At 36.2% G+C, this 20,705-nt stretch carries 20 protein-coding genes; 2 read left to right on the top strand and 18 right to left on the bottom strand.

What is annotated here, in order from left to right:
- Nucleotides 1–7: 7 nt before the first annotated feature.
- The 7 genes from ACFSW4_RS06020 to ACFSW4_RS05990 form a co-directional block, all read right to left on the bottom strand.
- The gene (locus ACFSW4_RS06020; protein ID WP_377328143.1) at nucleotides 8–478 is read right to left on the bottom strand and encodes a CcdC family protein; all 471 of its coding nucleotides are present in this window, start codon (nucleotides 476–478) and stop codon (nucleotides 8–10) included.
- A 44-nt stretch (nucleotides 479–522) separates the two neighbouring features.
- Nucleotides 523–978, bottom strand: coding sequence for a Na(+)/H(+) antiporter subunit B (locus tag ACFSW4_RS06015; RefSeq protein WP_054751331.1), 456 nt, complete (start codon nucleotides 976–978; stop codon nucleotides 523–525).
- A 70-nt stretch (nucleotides 979–1,048) separates the two neighbouring features.
- Nucleotides 1,049–1,750: a cytochrome c biogenesis CcdA family protein gene (locus ACFSW4_RS06010; RefSeq protein ID WP_377328091.1), complete on the bottom strand. Its 702-nt coding sequence runs from the start codon at nucleotides 1,748–1,750 to the stop codon at nucleotides 1,049–1,051.
- A gap of 136 nt (nucleotides 1,751–1,886) precedes the next feature.
- Entirely contained in the window at nucleotides 1,887–2,123 is a 237-nt protein-coding gene (locus ACFSW4_RS06005; RefSeq protein WP_377328089.1) for a YneF family protein, read from the bottom strand.
- A gap of 78 nt (nucleotides 2,124–2,201) precedes the next feature.
- Nucleotides 2,202–2,636 carry a sporulation inhibitor of replication protein SirA gene (gene sirA, locus ACFSW4_RS06000; protein WP_054751334.1) on the bottom strand — a complete coding sequence of 145 codons (435 nt, stop codon included), beginning with the start codon at nucleotides 2,634–2,636 and terminating at the stop codon, nucleotides 2,202–2,204.
- 95 nt (nucleotides 2,637–2,731) lie between these two features.
- Nucleotides 2,732–4,744, bottom strand: a complete 2,013-nt coding sequence (tkt, locus tag ACFSW4_RS05995) for a transketolase (protein WP_449305823.1) — start codon at nucleotides 4,742–4,744, stop codon at nucleotides 2,732–2,734.
- Nucleotides 4,745–4,962: 218 nt separating this feature from the next.
- Entirely contained in the window at nucleotides 4,963–5,196 is a 234-nt protein-coding gene (locus tag ACFSW4_RS05990) for a DUF896 domain-containing protein (RefSeq protein ID WP_054751338.1), read from the bottom strand.
- 147 nt (nucleotides 5,197–5,343) lie between these two features.
- On the opposite strand from ACFSW4_RS05990, the gene lexA reads away from it, so the two are divergent.
- Complete coding sequence (gene lexA, locus ACFSW4_RS05985; RefSeq protein WP_054751340.1) at nucleotides 5,344–5,964, top strand: transcriptional repressor LexA; 621 nt, start codon at nucleotides 5,344–5,346, stop codon at nucleotides 5,962–5,964.
- A gap of 380 nt (nucleotides 5,965–6,344) precedes the next feature.
- Here lexA and ACFSW4_RS05980 read toward each other — a convergent pair whose 3' ends face one another.
- Nucleotides 6,345–7,001 (bottom strand): hypothetical protein, encoded by a 657-nt coding sequence (locus ACFSW4_RS05980; protein WP_054751342.1) that lies wholly within the window; start codon nucleotides 6,999–7,001, stop codon nucleotides 6,345–6,347.
- Nucleotides 7,002–7,423: 422 nt separating this feature from the next.
- Between ACFSW4_RS05980 and ACFSW4_RS05975 the strand changes: the two genes are divergently transcribed.
- A complete protein-coding gene (locus ACFSW4_RS05975) occupies nucleotides 7,424–7,828 on the top strand; it encodes a hypothetical protein (protein WP_377328085.1) in 405 nt (134 codons plus the stop codon).
- A 26-nt stretch (nucleotides 7,829–7,854) separates the two neighbouring features.
- Here the strand turns inward: ACFSW4_RS05975 and ACFSW4_RS05970 are convergent, their stop codons facing one another.
- From ACFSW4_RS05970 to ACFSW4_RS05925, 10 genes are all read right to left on the bottom strand, one after another.
- Nucleotides 7,855–8,766 (bottom strand): hypothetical protein, encoded by a 912-nt coding sequence (locus tag ACFSW4_RS05970; RefSeq protein WP_377328083.1) that lies wholly within the window; start codon nucleotides 8,764–8,766, stop codon nucleotides 7,855–7,857.
- A 23-nt stretch (nucleotides 8,767–8,789) separates the two neighbouring features.
- Nucleotides 8,790–9,194, bottom strand: a complete 405-nt coding sequence (locus tag ACFSW4_RS05965) for a hypothetical protein (protein ID WP_377328081.1) — start codon at nucleotides 9,192–9,194, stop codon at nucleotides 8,790–8,792.
- A gap of 368 nt (nucleotides 9,195–9,562) precedes the next feature.
- Nucleotides 9,563–10,306, bottom strand: coding sequence for a M23 family metallopeptidase (locus tag ACFSW4_RS05960; RefSeq protein ID WP_054751350.1), 744 nt, complete (start codon nucleotides 10,304–10,306; stop codon nucleotides 9,563–9,565).
- A 2-nt stretch (nucleotides 10,307–10,308) separates the two neighbouring features.
- Complete coding sequence (locus ACFSW4_RS05955; RefSeq protein ID WP_377328079.1) at nucleotides 10,309–10,734, bottom strand: phage holin family protein; 426 nt, start codon at nucleotides 10,732–10,734, stop codon at nucleotides 10,309–10,311.
- Between the two features lie 102 nt (nucleotides 10,735–10,836).
- Complete coding sequence (locus tag ACFSW4_RS05950) at nucleotides 10,837–11,055, bottom strand: hypothetical protein (protein ID WP_054751352.1); 219 nt, start codon at nucleotides 11,053–11,055, stop codon at nucleotides 10,837–10,839.
- On the bottom strand, nucleotides 11,048–11,470 hold the full coding sequence (locus ACFSW4_RS05945; protein ID WP_377328077.1) for a DUF1617 family protein: 423 nt from the start codon (nucleotides 11,468–11,470) through the stop codon (nucleotides 11,048–11,050). The genes ACFSW4_RS05950 and ACFSW4_RS05945 overlap by 8 nt, the downstream gene beginning before the upstream one ends.
- Nucleotide 11,471: 1 nt before the next feature.
- Nucleotides 11,472–15,212 (bottom strand): phage tail spike protein, encoded by a 3,741-nt coding sequence (locus ACFSW4_RS05940; RefSeq protein ID WP_377328075.1) that lies wholly within the window; start codon nucleotides 15,210–15,212, stop codon nucleotides 11,472–11,474.
- 14 nt (nucleotides 15,213–15,226) lie between these two features.
- Entirely contained in the window at nucleotides 15,227–16,684 is a 1,458-nt protein-coding gene (locus tag ACFSW4_RS05935; protein ID WP_279401178.1) for a phage tail domain-containing protein, read from the bottom strand.
- Between the two features lie 11 nt (nucleotides 16,685–16,695).
- Entirely contained in the window at nucleotides 16,696–20,016 is a 3,321-nt protein-coding gene (locus ACFSW4_RS05930) for a phage tail tape measure protein (protein ID WP_377328073.1), read from the bottom strand.
- 187 nt (nucleotides 20,017–20,203) lie between these two features.
- Entirely contained in the window at nucleotides 20,204–20,680 is a 477-nt protein-coding gene (locus ACFSW4_RS05925; RefSeq protein WP_377328071.1) for a hypothetical protein, read from the bottom strand.
- Nucleotides 20,681–20,705: the final 25 nt, after the last annotated feature.

Here is a 20,705-nt window from a genome sequence, read left to right as displayed (position 1 = left end):
GACCAAATTAATTTGACCGTGAACTGAAATTAACCTGACTGAAATTTAAGCTTTGCTTAATTTTCATAAATTTAATCAACATAGCGATTCGCCATGTGAACAACATACCGAATGCAAGTAAATAAAACATGCCACTTGTCTCACCAACTGAAACTTCTTGTCCTAAATAAGCCTTAAGAGCAATCCTTAACAATAATAAGAAAACTAATATAAATATAAAGGCTTTAGATGGTTTTAAATAAATATCTTTTCCCTTGACTTCAAAATTAGAAGTCCAAATTAATAAAACCGAAAAGGCCATTCCTACCGAAATAGCTTCAAGGACTTGCCACCAAGATACTTGAAAATATGGAATGAGAAACATAAATGCACCCGTACTCATACCAAGTGGTGGTAATATAATTTTTTTTACACTTGCTGGTTTTTTTGATGCACGAGACCTCACTATAATCATTGTTATAGCGCCTACTATAAACATCACTGTCGTTAACACAGCAAATAAAGTACTTTCAAAGAACACTATTATACACCTACATTGTCAGATTCATTATCGTCTGAATCGGTTGAAATCGATAAAATAATGGTTAAAGTGATTCCTACTACTACTAAATATACACCTAAATCAAAAATCATAGCAGTTGCTAAGTGTTTTTCACCTAGAAGTGGAATATTAAAGTATTCTGATGTATGTGATAAAAAGGACTCACCAAAGAAAATGGAGCCAATTCCAGCTAACGTAGCGATTAATAAACCCGTGACAAATAAAGTTCTGAAGTTTACGGGTAATATTTTCTCGATTTTATCAAAGCCATAAGTCATGTACATTAATATAATGGCGGCTGAGGTCATTAATCCTCCAATAAAACCGCCTCCAGGTGCATTGTGACCAGCAAAGAATAAATAAACACTAAAACCTAATAGAATAAAGGCAATTAATTGAGTCGTAGTACGTAGTATTAGATCATTAGGTTGCTTCATAACATAACTCCTTCACGATACGTTCATTAACTTTATTCTAATACACTTAATATATGAAATACAAACGATATTAGAAACCTGTAAAACCAAAGAAGCTAGCTAAATAAGCTGTAAGGTCTTTCATCCAATCAAAAAATAAAGCAATACCTAGGAAGATTAGAATATATCCTCCAACTTTAGAAATTTTAGCTGAATGACGTTTTAACCAATCCATTTTGCCAACAAAGAATGATAAAATGAAAAATGGAATTGAGAAGCCTAGAGAATAAGCTGTCATTAAGACAACAGCAGATTGAGGATCTGATGCTGCTAAAGTAATCACAGCGCCCAAAATCGGGCCTGTACAAGGTGTCCAGCTCATCGAAAAAGCCATTCCTATTAACAATGTTCCAATATATCCTGCTGGCCTGTTCTTGATTGTCACCTTACGTTCTTTCATAAGAAATTCAAAGTTAAAGATTCCAATCATGAAGAAGCCAAAAAATATAATTAAAACGGCACCCAGCTGACGGATTAAGTCTTGATAAGTGATTAAAAACTCACCTATATAGTAAGTTGAGAATCCCATAATGATAAAGATTGCCGAAAATCCAATAAGGAAAAATAATGTATGTAATAAACTTCTTTTTCTAAGCATTGCATTTTCAGTCTTTAACTCTTCAACACTCATTCCTGTGACGTAGGATAAGAACACCGGATATAGCGGTAAGACGCATGGTGAAATAAAAGATAAGAACCCTGCACCAAAGGCTAAAAATATATTAAGGTCCATTAAAAACTCTCCTTCTAAACATAACCTACATGTATCGTACCAAATTACAGGCCTTAGTTATCTTGTAATGCTTGAAAATTTAGTGAAAAAATAACAGAAATTAAAAAAGGATAGACTACTTGTCCATCCTTTTAACTTATTTTTTCTTTTTTGGCTCATCCATTTGTTGATTCATTGCTCTCATCATTTGATTAATTTTCTTTTGTGATGGTTTTTGACCCATTTGCATCATCATTGTGCGTAACATTTGTTCATTAATAGGTGGGTTTTTCTTAAGGTAACTCATCATCATCTTACGAGCAACAAAAACACCAATAGCAAGACCGATAATAAGTGCTCCTAAAGCAATTAATACGACCCAAATTGTATCCATTATTAAATTTTCCTCCTTCTAGTTGTCTCTCAATAAGTATATTAAAACAACAACCCTATGACAATAGTCGAAATTTGATTATAGTGAATAGATTTGTTTACCAACAAAAGGTGTAATCCACCCACATTCATAAGTTTCATAATTTACTACAAATACGTGAGGGTGGAAAGTCTTAATTGATCGAAACAATATTTGATCTAAGTCAACAATTGTCTCAGCAGAAATTGAAATTGAATAGTCATTAACTGTTAACGAGATCGATTGCTTACAATCCATTAAGTTAATATGATTACGGTTCATATTTATATGAATATCTTGATCTTTCCAATAATTTAAATGTAGAAATAGATCCTTCGCATATACCTTGTCCAATACAAGCTTATACTGTCCTTGTGCGGATTTAGATGGTTGATCCATCATTTGTTCTTGCAAGAAACGATATACCGTATCAATTTTATAATAAAAATGCTTCGCATAATCTGATTTCACTAAATATAAATGATATTGATACATGATATGTCCCCCTTTTGGGACATATCATATCAATAATCTTAGGCGAAATTTGTCAAAATTTTAATCCTGTAAACTGATTGTTTTTGTCAAAATACCTATTTTAAAAGCTTTTTCGCACGACTTACAACATTCTCAACCGTAAAACCGTACTCTTCAATAACTTTGTTTCCAGGAGCTGATGCACCAAATGTAGGAATTCCTAATACATCACCGTCTAACCCCGTATACCTCTCCCATCCAAATGGAGAAGCCATTTCTACAGCTAAACGAGCTTTAACATTGTTTGGTAGTACTGATTCCTTATAATCATCATCTTGTTGATCGAATAAGTACCAAGAAGGCATACTCACGACTTGAGCGTTAATTCCTTCTTCTTTTAACTGTTCACTAGCTTTGTGAACTAACTGAACTTCCGAACCTGAAGCTAACAATAATAGATCTGGTTTTTCAACCTCATTAACCACATATGCACCTTTACGAACACCTTCGGGTGCCTTTTTAGCTGTTTCAGGCAGTACTGGTAACCCTTGTCTAGTTAAGACTAATGCAGTCGGAGTATCAGTAGACTGAACTGCAATTTCCCAAGCTACTTTTGTTTCATTAGCATCTGCAGGCCTAATTAGTTTTAAATGCGGCATCGCACGTAAAGATGGAAGTTGCTCAACCGGTTCATGAGTAGGTCCATCTTCCCCAACAGCAATCGAGTCGTGGGTTAGTACATACGTAACTGGAGTACCCATTAATGCAGATAGACGAAGTGCTGGACGTAAGTAATCACTAAATACAAAGAACGTACCTCCATACACCTTAACTCCGCCGTGTAGAGCCATACCATTTAGTGCACAAGCCATAGCAAATTCACGTACTCCAAACCAAATGTTACGACCAGAATAGTCAGGATATTTGAAGTCTTCTTCATCTTTTAACATCGTTTTATTTGAACCAGCTAAATCGGCACTTCCGCCAAATAAATGCGGCACATTTTTAGCAATCGCATTAAGTACTTCGCCTGAAGCTGCACGAGTAGCTAGTGCTTTTGAGTCCTCATCATAGGTTGGAAGATCTGCATTCCAGTTAACAGGAAGCTCTCCGTTCATCGCCAGTTCAAATTCCTTAGCTAATTCAGGGTGTTCTGATTTATACTGTCCAAGTAATTGATTCCACTCATCTTCAGCTTCTTTACCACGCTTTACCATTTTTTCTTCAAAGTCAGCTTTTACTTCTTCTGGTACGTGGAAATCTTCATGATCCCAATTATAATGTTCTCTTACTAATTGACGCTCTTCATCACCTAATGGAGCTCCGTGGGCATCAGATTTACCACCTTTGTTTGGTGCCCCATAACCAATGACTGTTTTTACTTCAATTAAAGTAGGCTTGTCATCTGTCGCTTTCGCATCTAATAATGCTTTTTCGATAGCTTCAGTATCATTTCCGTCTTCTACGCGAATGACTTGCCATCCATACGCTTTAAAACGATCTTCAACACTCTCTGAAAATGAACGATTTAGATCACCGTCTAATGAAATATCATTGGAATCATACATAACGATTAATTTTCCAAGCTTTAAATGACCTGCTAATGAAGCTGCTTCTTGAGATACACCTTCCATTAGATCACCATCACCACAAATACTATACGTATAATGGTCTACCACATTTTGATTGTCTTTATTAAACTTGGAAGCTAAGAAACGTTCTGCCATCGCCATACCCACTGACATAGCAATTCCTTGGCCTAATGGACCAGTTGTTGCCTCGACACCATCTGTATGACCAAATTCAGGGTGACCAGGTGTTTTAGACCCCCACTGGCGGAAATTCTTAATATCATCCATTGATACTTTATAGCCAGATAAATGAAGTAAAGCATAAAGTAGCATAGACCCATGACCAGCCGATAGAACAAATCGATCTCGGTTAAACCATGAAGAATTTTTAGGGTTATGATTCATAACTTTACTCCATAATGTATACGCCATAGGAGCTGCACCCATTGGCATACCTGGGTGACCAGAGCTTGCTTTCTCAACTGCATCAATCGCAAGTGTTCTGATCGTATTGATTGATTTTTGTTCAATATTCGTCAATTTAAAATCCCCTTTCATATCCGTTCAATCAGTTACCACCATTTATCGTATATGGTTTAGTAACATCTGACAAGTTATTTTATAGTAATTTTACAATACTTTTAGTATACACAACACAAAACTTGTCATCCTTAAATACCATACCCTTTATGTATCATTAATCACACAAAATTTATTATAACAAATCTATCGATAAATCCATACAAAAAAAGATTCCTTCTATTTGAAGAAACCTTTTAGTGCTTTTGACCATTTTCTTTTTCGTTCTTTAATTTATCAGGTGTAACATCTGTACCTTCAGGGTCTACAACTTTAACTGATTTTAGTTGGTTCTTAAATGACTGCCGAAATGCTTGTAAATACTCTTCTCTTAACTTCTTTTGCTCTTTCTTTTCTTGATCAGTTAAACCTTCTGTCTTTGATTTATTAGCTAATTCATTTATCCGTTTAATTCGTTCATCAGAAATCATTCAAAAAAACTCCTTTATATAGGTTCGATTGTCATTTTACATGTTGAATCCTTCTTAGACAAGTTTTTAAATTTTTACGAACGAATGTTTGCTTATATTGGTTAATATTGCTATAATAAACCCAGGATTAAACGTTGAGGTGAAAATATGAAAAAACTATCAAAGAGACAAAAAGAGATTTTTGATTTCATAGTTAATAATGTCAATTTAAAAGGTTACCCACCTTCTGTTAGAGAAATTGCCGAAGCTGTTGGCTTAGCTTCAAGTTCTACTGTTCATGGTCATTTATCTAGATTAGAAGAAAAGGGTTATATTCGGCGCGACCCTACTAAACCTAGGGCTATTGAAATCGTGTATGATGACGGTAGTACCGTCCATGAACGTAGCGCTTTATACGCTCCTTTAATCGGTAAAGTAACGGCCGGCGAACCTATTACGGCGATTGAAAATGTAGAAGAATTTATCCCGATTCCATCTACTATTTCAGCAACTGAAGATGACGTCTTTGTTCTTTCAATCCAAGGTGATAGTATGATAGAAGCTGGGATTTTTGACAGAGACATGGTCATCGTTAGAAAACAAGCAACGGCGAATAACGGGGATATCGTGGTTGCCATGACTGAAGATGACGAAGCAACGGTTAAACGTTTCTTTAAAGATGAAAACCAATACCGCCTGGAACCTGAAAATCCAACGATGGAACCTATTATATTGAATCAGGTTTCTATTTTAGGAAAAGTCATTGGTTTGTATCGGGAAATTCACTAATATTAATGAATTAGCTGTTCCTGTAAAAGGGACAGCTTTTTATATATTTATTAATTATTAAATTAGCAAAAAAAGCCCCTTAGCACACCATGTACTAAGGGGTTTAATCATATTAATAACTACTCATATATTGCTCACGTTCCCAAGGATGAACTTGAGTTCTGAACATACCTTGCTTAATTTAATCTAAATAAAATTAAGCTAAATGCTGATATAATCCACATTATAAAAGTGTTTTGAGTTTTTCTAAATAAAATTAAATTAATTTTTCTGGGTAAATACTGGGTAATTCATGGGTGAATTAATTATGACTTAGATTAAAGTTTTCTAAAATATACACTAAAAGAGAAGGATCTAATAATAGACCCTTCTCTTTTTTGTTATTCTACTGGCACAAATTTAACTGCCGCCTCTGTTTCGATATAATCTTCTTCATTAACCAAGAATACATAGCTATCTACACCATTATTACCTAATATCGTATTTACTTTTAAACTTCCCTCACTGTTATAAACCACAAAATTACTACCAGACCCTTCTGGAAAGACTTCGTAACGACCTGGTGGTAAGTCCATTCCGACCAGGTATTGTCCAGCACCTAAACGTTTAGCTTCACCTTCAGCTCTTTCGACTCCACCTTTTAAATCAGCAAGTTTAGATTCCAATTTATCTACACTGTCTCTTAATGAATTAACCTCGGACTCCAGATTTGATTTTTCCGATTTTAGAATATCTCGGTCTTTCTCAAGTTGTATTAACTTTTCTAAATCGGATTTCTTTTCTTCAAGTTGACTATTAATATCTTTTAGTTCACTTTCCTTAGCAGCCAATTCTTCATCATAACTACTAACATCTGTTTGTAGCCCTTTAACTTGTTCATTTAGACTCTCATAAGAAACTTTCTTATTATCAATCAAAGCCTTCTTATCATCAAACCCACTACCGTAACCTGCTTGATAACCAATCACGATAAATATGATAGCAACGACTATCGCTACAAAGTACTTTGATTTCACGATTTCTAATACTTTCTCCATAAAATATTCCCCCTTTATTTACCATTACCAACATTATACAAAATGTGACAATAGTCTTACAAGTTCAAAATTTATATGTTGAATTATTATTATTGGTTCATATAACTTTAGTTATACTTAACTCTAGTGTTCTGAATGAATAATTCTAATCCTCATTTAGATTATAGAGAAACAAAATACTTAATCAGGAAATAATGGTTATCTATTTATTATTTAGAGGTGTGTTTATATTCAATGAAATGATGGGATCAATAATTAAATGGATTCAACTTGCATAAAAGTCTAACCTTGTAGTAATCACTCCTAATTGATAGTCTGTAACAATACATATTGGAGTAATTAAATTTCAGTTAGAGAATAAATATTTTGTATATTTTATCCACTAATTATCAATCCTTATAATAAAGGAGTGATTATTTTAGATGAGAAAATTACATTTATTAATTTCCTTAATGTTTCTTTTACTGTTTATAAGTTTTAGTGAAGAAATTATTGCTGAAAAAAACGAGAGCGGTGAATTGGATAAAGTATTAGAGAGAGTAAATCCAGACTTTTATGAGGAGTATAAATTAGCTAACAAAAATGTACGAATAATAACTGAGTATAAAGAAATAAAAAGGATATTGGAAAAGGAAAAGATTTTTAAGTATTTACCCGATTCAATATACAACGGAAAGCCGAACTCGCCACCTGAAACAGAAGTTTATTTTTATGCGAGTTGGATAGACTCAAATGACAAACTGCAGTTTAAATATGCTGTTTTTGATCCCAAAACAAATAAATGGATTAAAGCAGGTTCACATTATACAAGTAAAAACAAAAAATAATAAAAGAGGGAGTACTCCCTCTTTTATTATTTTTCCACTAATGAAATTAAGTTAACAAATTCAACTTTTTGTTGAACTAGTTCATCTTTGTCAAGAGTGAAAGGATTTTCTATAACTCCGACTATCAAATTTTTATTAAGTTCGCCTTCAATTGGCAAATCCATTAACTTTAATTTAAAATCCCCTTTTTCATGCACTATTATATAAGGAGTTTCAATTTTCATTAATTCCGAACCTAATATGGCGAATATAGCATAGTTTGTCCTTTTACTACTATTGCCCATTTTTAAATACATTGAGCCGGAAAAGCTGTTAGGTATTCTATTCATAGACAATTCTTTTTTATCGTTATTTTCTAATACAACATATGGCGAAGTTCGAGAACCGTCATTAGATTCATTTTCTTTATAAATAGTTATTTTTTTAGGGGGTATATTTTTTTGCTTATATTCTACACCTTTTATAGTAACAGCTCTTCTAGCTAAATAAACAGTGCCAGTTGGTACGTATTGTTCTTTATCTAGAATATTATCAGGGTCTCTAATACATAAAATCAATAAATCATTAACACCTTTTTCAACATTAACTTCAATTCGAAATTCTTTGCTCTGATTTCTACCTATATTAACGTCAATATAATCCATCATTTTATTATTGAGTTTAATTTCTTTTTGTTCATAATTTTGTAATATTAATAGTCTATAAGTAAAACCTCTATTAAAATTATTATTTATTTTAATAGTCGGAGTAAAGGACTCATCGCTTTTTAATTTATATATTACTTGATGTCTATCACTAGAAGTCTCATCATATAAACCTAAACTGAAACCATTTATATTAGATTGTTTGTATCGTATATTTCGTTTTATATCATTAGTTGTATTACAACTAAATAAAATAAAACAAGCTAGAGTGCATATTGTTATAATTTTTTTCATAGTTTCATCCTAATTGCTTATGATCACCAATGAATACTAGTGTTACCGGTGCCAGCAAGCACTCCATTTTTATAAATTCTATGGGTAGAATAATTATGATATAAATTTGAATTATTATAAGTACCCATACCTTGTGTGATGCTGACTGATCCTCCAGCACTCGAATTAGACCGTTTAATAGAAGACCCATTAGTTCCTGGTTCAATCTGAACATATACAGAACTAGCCCCTACATAATTTGTCTGTGCTAGTACATATATACTTCCACTGCTTGTTAAATTAAATGCTGAGTAACCTAATCCATAATCCCAGCTTGAACCATTAATTGGGATTTGTGTTTGATCCTCTGTTAAAGTTTCTGCTGACACATAAATCGTAAAGCTAAAACTTAACGCCAAAATCAGTGATAGAGATAATAAAAACTTCATAATAAAACCTCCGTTTATATTATTTTTAGTAACTAGTTAGAGTTTTCAATGTGTGTTAATAATATATTTCAACATGTAATGAGAAAATCCTGCAAAAATAAATTGTATTTTATAAAATACAATGGTGGATGTACTTAAACCATTTCATATTAAATGATTATAAAGCAAAGAACTGTTAATAAAAGCTTTGAAATAATTGTTTTGCATAGAAATAATAGTCACTATATCAAAAGATGAATTTATCCATTTTCACTTGGAATAATGATATTGAAAAAAATCATTCACCCCCTCCATTCCAAGAGGGGATAAATGACGTTATTTGTAATCTGTTTTATTTAATATTATTGAATTATTATAGAAGTTGGTATTTATAGAATACCTTTATTTAATCTTCGCTGTAGCTCTTTAACTACTAAACTTGGGTCACTAATCACACCATCAACAGGTGTTCCTAAATATCTCTGAAGTTTTCTAACTGTTTCAGGACCTAAGTAACCATCAACAGCTGCACCGATTTTACGTTGCAAGGCTCTAATCACTAAACTGCCACCTTGGCCAAACGTAATACCACTGACAATCATTTTCGTTACGTCATTCTTATATTGATCGCTAATAATACCATCTTCTACGGTACCTAATGCTTCTTGAAGACCTCTAGTTGTTATACTGCCCCATAATCCATCTACTTTTAAGTTAGCAGCGTAAAGATTTCTTCCTAAATATTTTTCTGGATTAACAGCATCCGTTTTGTTGATGTTCCAGTTTCCTTTATGCAATTCAAAGTGTAAATGTTGGCCAAATGAATGGCCCGTATTCCCCATTACACCGATAACTTGTCCTTGCTTAACATGGTCCCCAACATGAACTTTGCGTGAACCATCGCGCATATGAGCATAAACGGACTCCCATGTCTCGCCATTAATGTGATGTTCAATCATAATACACTGGCCGTAAGAACCTGATTCGTACGAACGTGTGACTTTTCCATCAGCGACCGCTTTAATTTCATGATAACCTGGTTGAGCATAATCGGTTCCATGGTGATCTGGCCTCGTATTTGATCTAAACTCACTTGTTACTCTTTTAACGCTTGGATAAATAAATGTTGCCATCTTTATCGACGCTCCTTATCTGAGAATTCTTCTCGCATTTCTTGGGTTACACTCTTATTGTCTTCACTGATACTGCTCAGTTTCTTAGATAGTCCTGGAGGTACATCTACACCAACAGCTGCTAAGTTCTCCATAATTGACAGGCCTTCATTCGCAATATAAAAAAGAACCGTTGCATAGGCAACCGTTCCATTTAATCCTAGTATTTGATCAATTACGTTCGCCAGGATAATCACAACTAATATAAGAACCTTCCTGGCATATCCAAATAAACTTTTCCTACTCCACAGATTACGGTTTTTAAAAGCCTTAAACACACCTGTGATGATATCCAGCGCCATTAATAATAGTAGTAAGTGAAGAAATTTCACTTCTCCGAATAAATAAAAATGTGCTGCTTCTAAATAAGACAAATTAACACTTCCCATCTTTGATTCATCTCCTTATTAGTCATAAGTTTGACCTCCCTCTATATATTTGGTCATTAAAAAAGAGAGGTTATTGGCACCTCTCGTACTCCCAACGATGAATTACACTGTCATTCGTTCGGTCAATTTTTCTCTTACTAATTGTTCTAGCTGGTTAACTCCTGAATTGGCTTCATATTCATCATTTGTAACGGGGACATACCCATTCACGTTAAGTTGATTATCTGGATCCACTCCGCGGAAATGAATATTTACGGTCGGTTCTTCTCCTGTGTGCACAAATTGGATATTGTTCACTTTAATAGTTAAGCTGTTAATCATGTTTAACACCCTCCTCTAATTGATCGCATATATAGTCATAAGCAGTGGCTTGTACACCACTAAAAGCCACATCGCATTCATCCAACACCTTCTTAACGGTTTGCAGCATTCCTTGGTTATCACCCCCATCAATGACCAACTCTTCTTCAAACAATTCTTTTATTTCTTTTTGAAACGCTTCTTGGTCCTCTATTTCATACCCTTTTCCATCTTTCGTTTTTAGGGGCTCGTCATTTTCATCTTTTTTCGCAAACTCTTTGGCCAATTCAATGCGTTGTTCTTCGACTTCTTTATAACGCTCACTTAGCTTTTGAATAAATTTAGTACGATGCCTTGATTGTTTGCCTTTCAAACTCAAATTAAAAAGCAGGTCAATGACCTGCCCTAGTTTAGCGTGTTTAATTTTCACCTGCATATTAAGAGGCCTCCTCTAATTGTCTAATCCGTTCTTTCATCAACTGATTCTCAATTTCTAAATAATTGAGTCGATTGTCATACTCTGTAAATTTTACTTTCATCACTTTATGCAATAATGCTGGAACGCGATCATAGTGAAACCCTTCTGGTTCAGCCCATTCATAAACGTCGCCAATTGGTTCAAAATATGGATCGCCGTTTTCATCATAGTCTTTAAACTTAACTAATCGAGGTTCTATTGGCGCTATATCATCAGCAATATAACCATAATACCCATAATGATCAGGATCTGCATTGGCCTTAGATTGATACCATACAGGCTCGGCATTATCAAAAAAGTTAAACGCGTATTCTTCTTCTAAAGGTTCAATATTCTTCTTGTATTTTCTTGCTGAAGTTGAACGTATAATGTGATGAGCCCCACTAATATATAGATTCGGACTTGAAGAAGTGGTATACGTGTCAAGCCCAGGTAAACGGAGAGAAACGTTATTACCAGAACCAATGTTAGCTCTCATGTCAACCACTCTATTTGCATTACCACCGCCAACAGCATTAAAACTAATCCAACCACCATTCATCTCGTTTGAAAAGGTGACATCATTTGATGTCGAATTAGGATAACCAAAATAACCACTACGCCCATTAGTTCTTCCATTTTTATAAAACTCTATATAAAAGTGATTTCTGCCTTCGAGTTGTAAACCGGGACCATTACTTTGCACGGCATGATTGGCATAAGAATAAACTTCATTCGCATCAAGCGTAATTCGACCACCGCGGTTTCTGATATTAAAAAAGTAACCACTGTGATAATCAACAAACCCTAAAAAGGCTTCACCCAATCCTTCATGAAGGGTGCCTAGAATGAATTCTTGTGATGTATTCGGTTCAAAATAAATACTAGATGGATTTGCACCCTGAAATGCATATTCATCGGTTACAATGGCGAGTCGATCATTATTGGTACTATCTTTAACAATCAACCCTTCATTGTTCAAGTGGATACTGGTATGACCACTACCTGCATTTTGAACAATTTCTGCCCCTTCTATATAAATACCTAGAATTTGACCAGCGTTAATCGTTCCTAAATTACCTGTGATATCCGATAAAACGGTCACAGCCCCCACTAGATTAATTTTACTAGAATTAATCGTGGTGCTTTCAGATGATAAGTTAATGGCGGATACTACATTATCTTCCCGCACTCTTAACTCAATTTCATTGGCATGTTGCGTGATCGTTGATTGCATATTACTGACATCACCTGATAACGTGTCGACAGTTGAAGCTTCCGCTTTTAATTCGATTTGATTAGCATTTTGTGTGATTTGAGTAGTGTGTTCAGATACAGTAACGTCCAGCAAACCAGCAGGTGTTGTAGCTATGCCTTGCCATCTTGCTCCGCTAATAATTCCGTCGTTATTACCTGCACTATCATATGCAATGTTACCAACACCATCATTCATTTTCCAGTATCCTACAAGGCCTGTTTCTGTACCCGTTAATTCAGAATTCATATTACTTTGGATTTGTTCTTTGGTTAAAGGGCTATCCCACACTCTAACATTTTTCATTTCCCCATTAATATTGTTAGATCCATCACCATATGAACCTATATAGTGAATAATAGGTAAATCCGCAGTAACTCCGCCAGTATCTAAACTTCCTTTTTCTTCACCATTTAAAAATGCTTTTAAATACCTTCCATCCCAGGTGTAAGATAACCAATACCAAGTGGCAGTGGATGGTAAAACATATCCTGTGTTTAATTGATGACTTGTTCCATTTGTATCTACAAAATTTGCAGAAATACCCGTGCTTACATCATCAGTCTTAAAAGGTTCAAACCAGAATTCTTTTGCTTTATTTCCATAAGCCACCATATGATTTACAAACTCAATATACTTAATATTAAACTCAACAGTGAAGGAATTAGTAGAATTGAGGTAACTTCCCACATTATTAACTTCAACATAATCATCCATACCGTCAAATCGCAATCTAGTATCCATGTTGCCCACGATGCCATCGACATAATCAGCTTCTACTTTGCTTGAAATCTCATCACTCATGACAGTTAACTCAGCACTATGATCCTGAACAGTTCCTTCTATCATATCCACCCGGCTACTGTCAGCTTTTAAAGCTATAGCATCCTGGTTTTGCCCAATAAGAGTACTATGAGTGTTTAAGTCTTGAACAACACCGTCCATATCCGTTTGATATTGTGTGACGGACACTTTGTTTAATAGTGCATTATCGACTTCCTCAATTGTATAGACATCGCCTTTATTAGCTTTGCTTACGAGTTCACCATCAACATACGTTATGTCTGCTTTATCACTTAAATCACTCGCTATTTCAGTCATTTTGTTATCATAAACGGTTTGCGCGACTGCATAATTTTGAGCATCAATTAAGGCTTGGCCAGCTGCTGCATCCGCATAACTTTCGGCTGCTGATTGAGCCTGACTTGAAACGGTATCTGCATAACTTTCAGCTGCAGTTTGGGCATCATTTGCTTGTAATTCGGCGAACGTTTTGCCATCTTCAAAAACGGTAGTATCTTTATCATCAATGGTCAGTTTATTGTAAGTGTAATCTCGAAGCTCGGCATCTTCAATTTTACTAGCTACTTGTTTTTGTAAACTACGCCAAATTGACATGACTTCTTCCTGGGTGAACTCAACATAGTCGCCCAGGACAATTTTAGTTCTAGCATGTTCTTTTATACTACCCTCAGCTGTATGAACTCTAGCTTCTAGATATAAGGCTGGATTAAACTTTTCATCTTTTACTCTGACCGTATCGCCAATAAACACTTGCTGTCCTAACTTATTCGACAAGGTAGCAATATCCGTCGTATATTCAATGGTCGCGTTCACACGCTTTTCGAGTTCATTTGTGGTGAGCGTTTCTAATCGTTCTTGCGTCATATCAGGGTCAGACGACTGTGGATGGTAAACCGCATATAAATGTTGCAGTTGACCATTAGCATTTGGCACACCCCAACGTTTTAAGGCTTCTTGATCTTCGATAAGAGCTGTTTTAACTTGGCCATCGACATCAGCTGGACTCACACCGAGTAAAGCCGTTACAACATTCGTAGATTTACTTTTCCGTTCAATGCCTAATAGATTGTGCCCAAAGGTGACTTCAAAGCCTCGCCATCTGCCAATCCGTTCTAGCATGTCGACATACCGAACAATCTTTCCATTTTCTATAGCAATTCGAAATTGCAACTCAAGATTAAACTCACTGGCTATTCTCTTTAGAAAGCTATAAGGATTGGTATGCTCTTCAATATTGAATGACCGTAAGGTTGTATGAGCTATTTTTCCAACATTCCAACCGGTTCCTTTTAAAGTTTCCGTTGTATGATATGCAGCAGTCTCTGCCGTTGTTTCTTGTGGGTCAATGATTTTTGCTTTTTTTAATCGCAAATAACTAGCTGTCGAATAAACTTGTTTTTCGTGACTGCCATTTTGATTAAGTCTTTCAATATGCTGATCAATAATAAATTCGGCAAACCCTACCTTTTTATCCGGAATCACCAAACGGTTCTGATCTTGGATATGAGTTGAAAATGCCTTATCTGAAAAGGTAATAAAATCAAACGTATCTCGGTTTGATGTTAAATTAATTCGGCGGTTATCTCGCCAGTAATTATCTTCCGTAATATAATCGAGTACTTCACCTGTTTGTTTGTCAGCTAGATGAATGAGTGATTGCAATCATGATCACCTCCTTACTTATAGGCTGGGCGATAGCGTAAAATAGCTTGAACCGCATTATCAGGTAATAAAGCTAAGGTGTTCTTACCGGGTTGTAAACTGAACGGTGTAGCGCCAAAATCTTTGAGATCATTACGCAACTCACCATTAACCCGAATTTCTGGGCTGCGTTGTTGAGTGTCTCTATGATCAAATACAATTTTGTCACCAGCGTTTGCGATATATGGAATCCCTTGGACATCATTAAGTTTATAACAGCGCATGAGGAGTACTTCCATGTCTTCTTCAGGTAAATCATAAAATTTTTGAAACGCCAATTGGATTTGGGACACTGGTTGCATCACGGCATCTGTCGTTAGGGTTCGTCTCCATTCTCTTTCAACAATTTGTCCCGTGCCATCTCTTAAATGTTGAATAATTAATGTCCATTTATTACCCTCACGAAAGACTTTTAAGCGTCCATACATATCCTCTAGCGACTTAGGCAAGGTCAAATAGTCCGTTACCATCCCGTTACCTAACTCTAATTGAACCCCAAAGTGGTCTCTCCCTTTCCACTTATCTTCGATGAACGCTCGAAAGACAATGCCATTCGTCGCATCTAACCCATACATTTCAATCCGTCCAACGGAACCCCCGCGACTTTCAGCATAGAACCGAAAACCCATATCAGCTTTAAAATCCTGGACGGTTTCTGACAAGCTGTGTTTCATAGCTGGGCCATGCCACTCCTGTTCATCCGGATTGGGAGCAGCAAAAACAGGGAAAAATCCCGTGCTGTCAAAATCCATTGAACCGTTAATATAACCTTCACCTATGACATTCGTTGATACCCAACCTGTCATGGATTCCATGCCATGATAAAACACCCGCTCTTCTTTTTGGACCGGTGTTTGTTTCACATCGACAGGTTGGCCAATCATCATAAATTCGTCTCCATTACTGACTAAAGCAAACGTGATGGGAGCTAACACATCGAGTTCAATAATCGGCTGAGTAGGATTCGTGCCTTCAACATTGATAATTGTTCCAGCTGTTGACGCTAATGGTTCAAATAATTCTTTACCGTATATATAAGGGTCAATCATAGTTAACGATAGCTCAAAACGCCCATCAGATTTAGTGATATTCTCCAAATCATAATCGCCTTCTTGAATGACATAAATTTCACGATCAGGTCGTAAATCTCTTACAATGGTCAGTGTGTCATCCGAATAGAAAATATCATAAATTTGATGCTTCAATTCATCGTATTCAAACAAACTGTTCTGTTCCAACTGCATAGATATGTCAACCGTTCGAACACCTTGCGAAGATTGCATTAATCGTGATCCATGCTTACCTGGCATTTGTAAAGTGGTCTTTTGGCTGTTTGGTGAGTGTATGTGAAACGATTCAACCCACACCCCTAATTCATGCATGTCGTATTCAGTGTTTTGTTTTCTGACTTTGAAATTTAACTCACTTTTCACATCCCTCACCTCTATTTAAACTCTTTTTCAATTGCTTCTTCTCGTTGCATATAGTCTTGAACAGGCTTCCAAATAATTTGTCCCACTTGTTGACCATCCAGAACAACATCTCCGACACCTATATCAAATTTCATTTGATTTGACACTTGATTCCTTAACGTTAAGTCAGAAGACAAATCATTTAGACGGTTATTCATGGATTCACTTACACCTACACCACTCGCATAAGCTGGTAACTGATTAATGCCTCTTAGGATTTTTTGTGTTTGTTCATAGGTGAAGACCTGAGCACCACGTTTTAAATGTGGAAGAATGCCAAAACTAGTTAGCGACCATTTGTTACCTTCACGGATAAGCTCAGGCCCTTCTTCCCCAACGAGTGCGGGACCACCGGTGTGGAAGTTGGTACCATCTGCGTAAGAACTCAATAATCGACTTCGCGTATACTCAGTAACGCTCACGTTAACCTTTCGATAAACAGGTTCAGATAATGCAGCATTGATATCACTGACAGATGGTGATACATTTACATTGGCATTTTTGTTAACGTCTCTGCCAAGTTCATCTGTGAATTCAGCTGCCACTCCATTTAACTCATTAATTTTGCCTTTAGTAGACTCCAGTTTACCAATTTGTTTATCAATCTCACTGACTGCCTTACGATATTCATCTGTATTTCGCAATGCAGCTGGATATTGTTCTTGAAGCTCTTGCTTGTTTTCTTTTAGAGCTGCAATTTGTTTATCTAAAACAGATAATGTCTTCCCTTCTCGAACAGCTTGTTTAGCATTTTCATCCGTAATACCTGCTTCAAGCAAGTATTGTTCCTGAAGACGCTGTAGAGACAACTCTAACTTTCCTAGTTCTTGTTCTTTAGCTTCTAATTTTTCCTTTTGTTCAGTGTTTTGCTTACGGTAAGTGTTATACTCTTCGAATAGCTCATCTTTTGTTAGTCTCGTTAATCCTAATAAGGCTTTATTGATGGCTTTTTGCTCCATAAGTTTATTAACTGACTTATTTTGATTCTGTCGTTTGATAATTTGGGCATCTAGTTCTTGAAGTGTTTGTTCATATTGTTCACGTTTATTCGCGAGTAAGGTCTTATTGTAATTGACCAACATGTTACTAATTTCATCTTCGACTTTGCGAGTCCTGGTCAAATCTTTTTCAAGTTGATTACGCTCTTCTAATAATTTGTTTTGATTTTCGAGCTGCTGATAAAAATGGTCTTCGACTTTGCGTGTAGCCATGGTCTGCAATTCTTGATTGTATTTCTTCATTTCATCGGTCGTGCCGGCCACTTTATTCCCTTGCTCTGTGATCTTTGTTGTGGCGTTTGGCATCACTTCAACTAAATCTTGGTTTAACCCAACCATCCGGTCAAACTGTTTCGCAGATAAACCTGATTTTTCCTGCAGCTTAGCCATTTCATCTTTGATATCTTTTAACGTCTGAGGGTTATGTGTTTCATCTAATCGGTCTTGTAAATCAACATATCTCGCAAACTCATCGGTGGTTAACTTCGACTTTTGGCGAAGCTCGTCATAACTGTTAATTAACTCTTCATTACTACGATGTTGCTTCATGAGTTTATCCGCCGTCTCTAACGAGGCTTCGTCAAATTCTTTGGTTCGGCCTAACGTGGTATATAACGCAGCCCCCAATCCAACAACCCCCGCAATAGCTAACCCAATCGGACCCGCACGACTTAATAAAGCAAGTCTTGATACTAACCCGCCACTACTGGCTAGTCCAATAGCACCCGTTAATGTTTTAACAATCGAAGTTAGCCCACTAAACACTTTTAACGCTGGACCCGCAACCGCTGCAGCTCCTGCTAGAGTTAACAAAACATTGCGCGTTTCATCATCTAGTTCAACAAACCAATCCGATAACTCTTGTATTTTAGGTGTGATCTCCTGAGCAATTTCTAGTAATTCTTCACCAATAGGTTCTAATGCCTTTAAAATGCCTCTAAGTGTTCGCTGAAATTCACGGTTAAACGTCTCTTCTTGAGACTTAGATAACTCATCCATAGCCCCTTGTGTGTCTGACAGTGATTCATTGACATCATCTAAGGCATAAACCGTGTCAGCCCCCATGTCTTCCCACTTTGTGCCAAACAATTCAACACCAATTTGATTGGCTTGGACTTGATCATCCATGTTTTCGAGTTCAGGAATAACGGTATTAAACAAATCTTTCGTTGTGGCTTCCCCATCTTCAAATGCTTCAAAAACCTCTTGTGTATCTTTAGACATTTGGTTAAAGGCATCTGCTGTTCGCTTAGACCCGTCTTGAGCACGTATATTAAACTCTTTCATTAAATCGTTAATGTAGTCTAAGTTATATGCTCCGTTTTGGGTACCATTGGCTAGAATCGCAAAGTATTCCCCTGCCGAAAATTTCATACCTTGAAATAACGGGGCATATTCCGCGATATTATCAAACATCTCATTTGAATAATTGAGTCCTTCTTGCTGACCTTTCACAAATAAATCAAGAGCTTCCGTGGCTGTAATACCGAAGTTGTGCATGAGCTGATTAACCCCTCGGGTCGCTTCGCTCATATCCACCTCTGTCACTTCAGCTAGGGCTAACATATCCTTAGTGACCTTTTGTAGCTCAGATCCATTATTGATTCCTTGGATATTTTGCTTAATGAGTGCAATAGACCGTGCGACATGTTCTGGGCTATTACCAAACCCATCATCCCAAACAGCTCTAAAGTCCTCTTCAAGCTGCTTAGCTTCATCACCCGCTTCACCGACTAAGTCATTCATAAGACGAATAGAATCTTGAACATTCATAGCTGTAGCCCCGGCTGCAACTCCTACACCAGCTAATGGTAATGTTAGACCCGTTGATAAAGAATCACCGACATTATTAGCTGCTTCAGCTGTCTTATCTAATGACTGCCTGAATTTGCCCGCTTCTTTTCGAGCATCAGCCATGTCCTGCGCTTGTTGATTGAGTTCCGTTTCAGTTCGATTAATAGAATTTTGTAGTTTCTGTTCAGAAATACGCAAATCGAGTAAACGGTTGGATAGTTTATTGGCTTCATTTGAATTTTCGCCATAGACTTTTTTCGCTTTTTCGAGCTGCTTTTCCGTCTCTTGAATTTGCCTTTTGGCAATCGACTGTTGCTTACCCAAATACTCGATTCGTGATTCTAACTTTTGCGTCTCGGATGCGGTATCTTTCATTTGTTCAGACTGAAGCTTGAACTCTTTTCGAAGCTGTTTACTTTCGCCTTTCATTTCATTCATAGCTTCATTGAACTCTTTGTTAAAAACACTAAAGGTTACTTTCGTTTCAGGTTGTTTCGCCATCTTATCACCTGCCTATCATAACGGGTTATGTACCCAATTTTCATATGCCTTTTTGCTTTCATAAATTCGCTCTACATCCGGAATAGGTGAATGCCAAAAAATATTGGAATCTATTCCATAGACCAAGCAGTACATGACATATCGGTCCTCCACACACTCAAATGTAATATTGGGTGGACGAACGTCTTTATCTTGACCTACTTTTTTTAGCCGTACTTTTTTTGAATCCTTCCGCAAACTGATTCTTATTGATGTTCATACTCGCTAATACAAGGCTCACATACGTTTGAATAATCGTAAGTGTGTCTTCGTGGTATTTTTCTAGAAAGTCATCAAAAGTAAGGTCGAGTTTTCGATTCAACCCGATAATGGCAAGATAAATTACTTTTAGGTAATTGTGAATATCAATTCCTTCAGCTGCTTCAATGCTTTCTTCTGATAACTGTTGTTGTTCAAGATCTCTTCGAACAGATTCCATGGCTGATAATTTAATGAGATCGGTTAATTGAGATCCCTTAGTAAGTCCCATTTTTTCACCCATACTTAATGAGTAGTTGGTTATGGCTGCTGGGTACCGCTTTTCATTCATGAATCGAGTTTCGTATTCACCATCGACTTCAATGACTTCCATATCTTTCAGTGTGACAATTTCAACTTTAGGCACTATTTAAGCCTCCTATCATACACAA

Source organism: Piscibacillus salipiscarius, from assembly GCF_042685285.1.
Lineage (GTDB): Bacteria > Bacillota > Bacilli > Bacillales > Alkalibacillaceae > Piscibacillus > Piscibacillus salipiscarius.
This window is presented reverse-complemented; position numbering and strand designations above follow the sequence as displayed.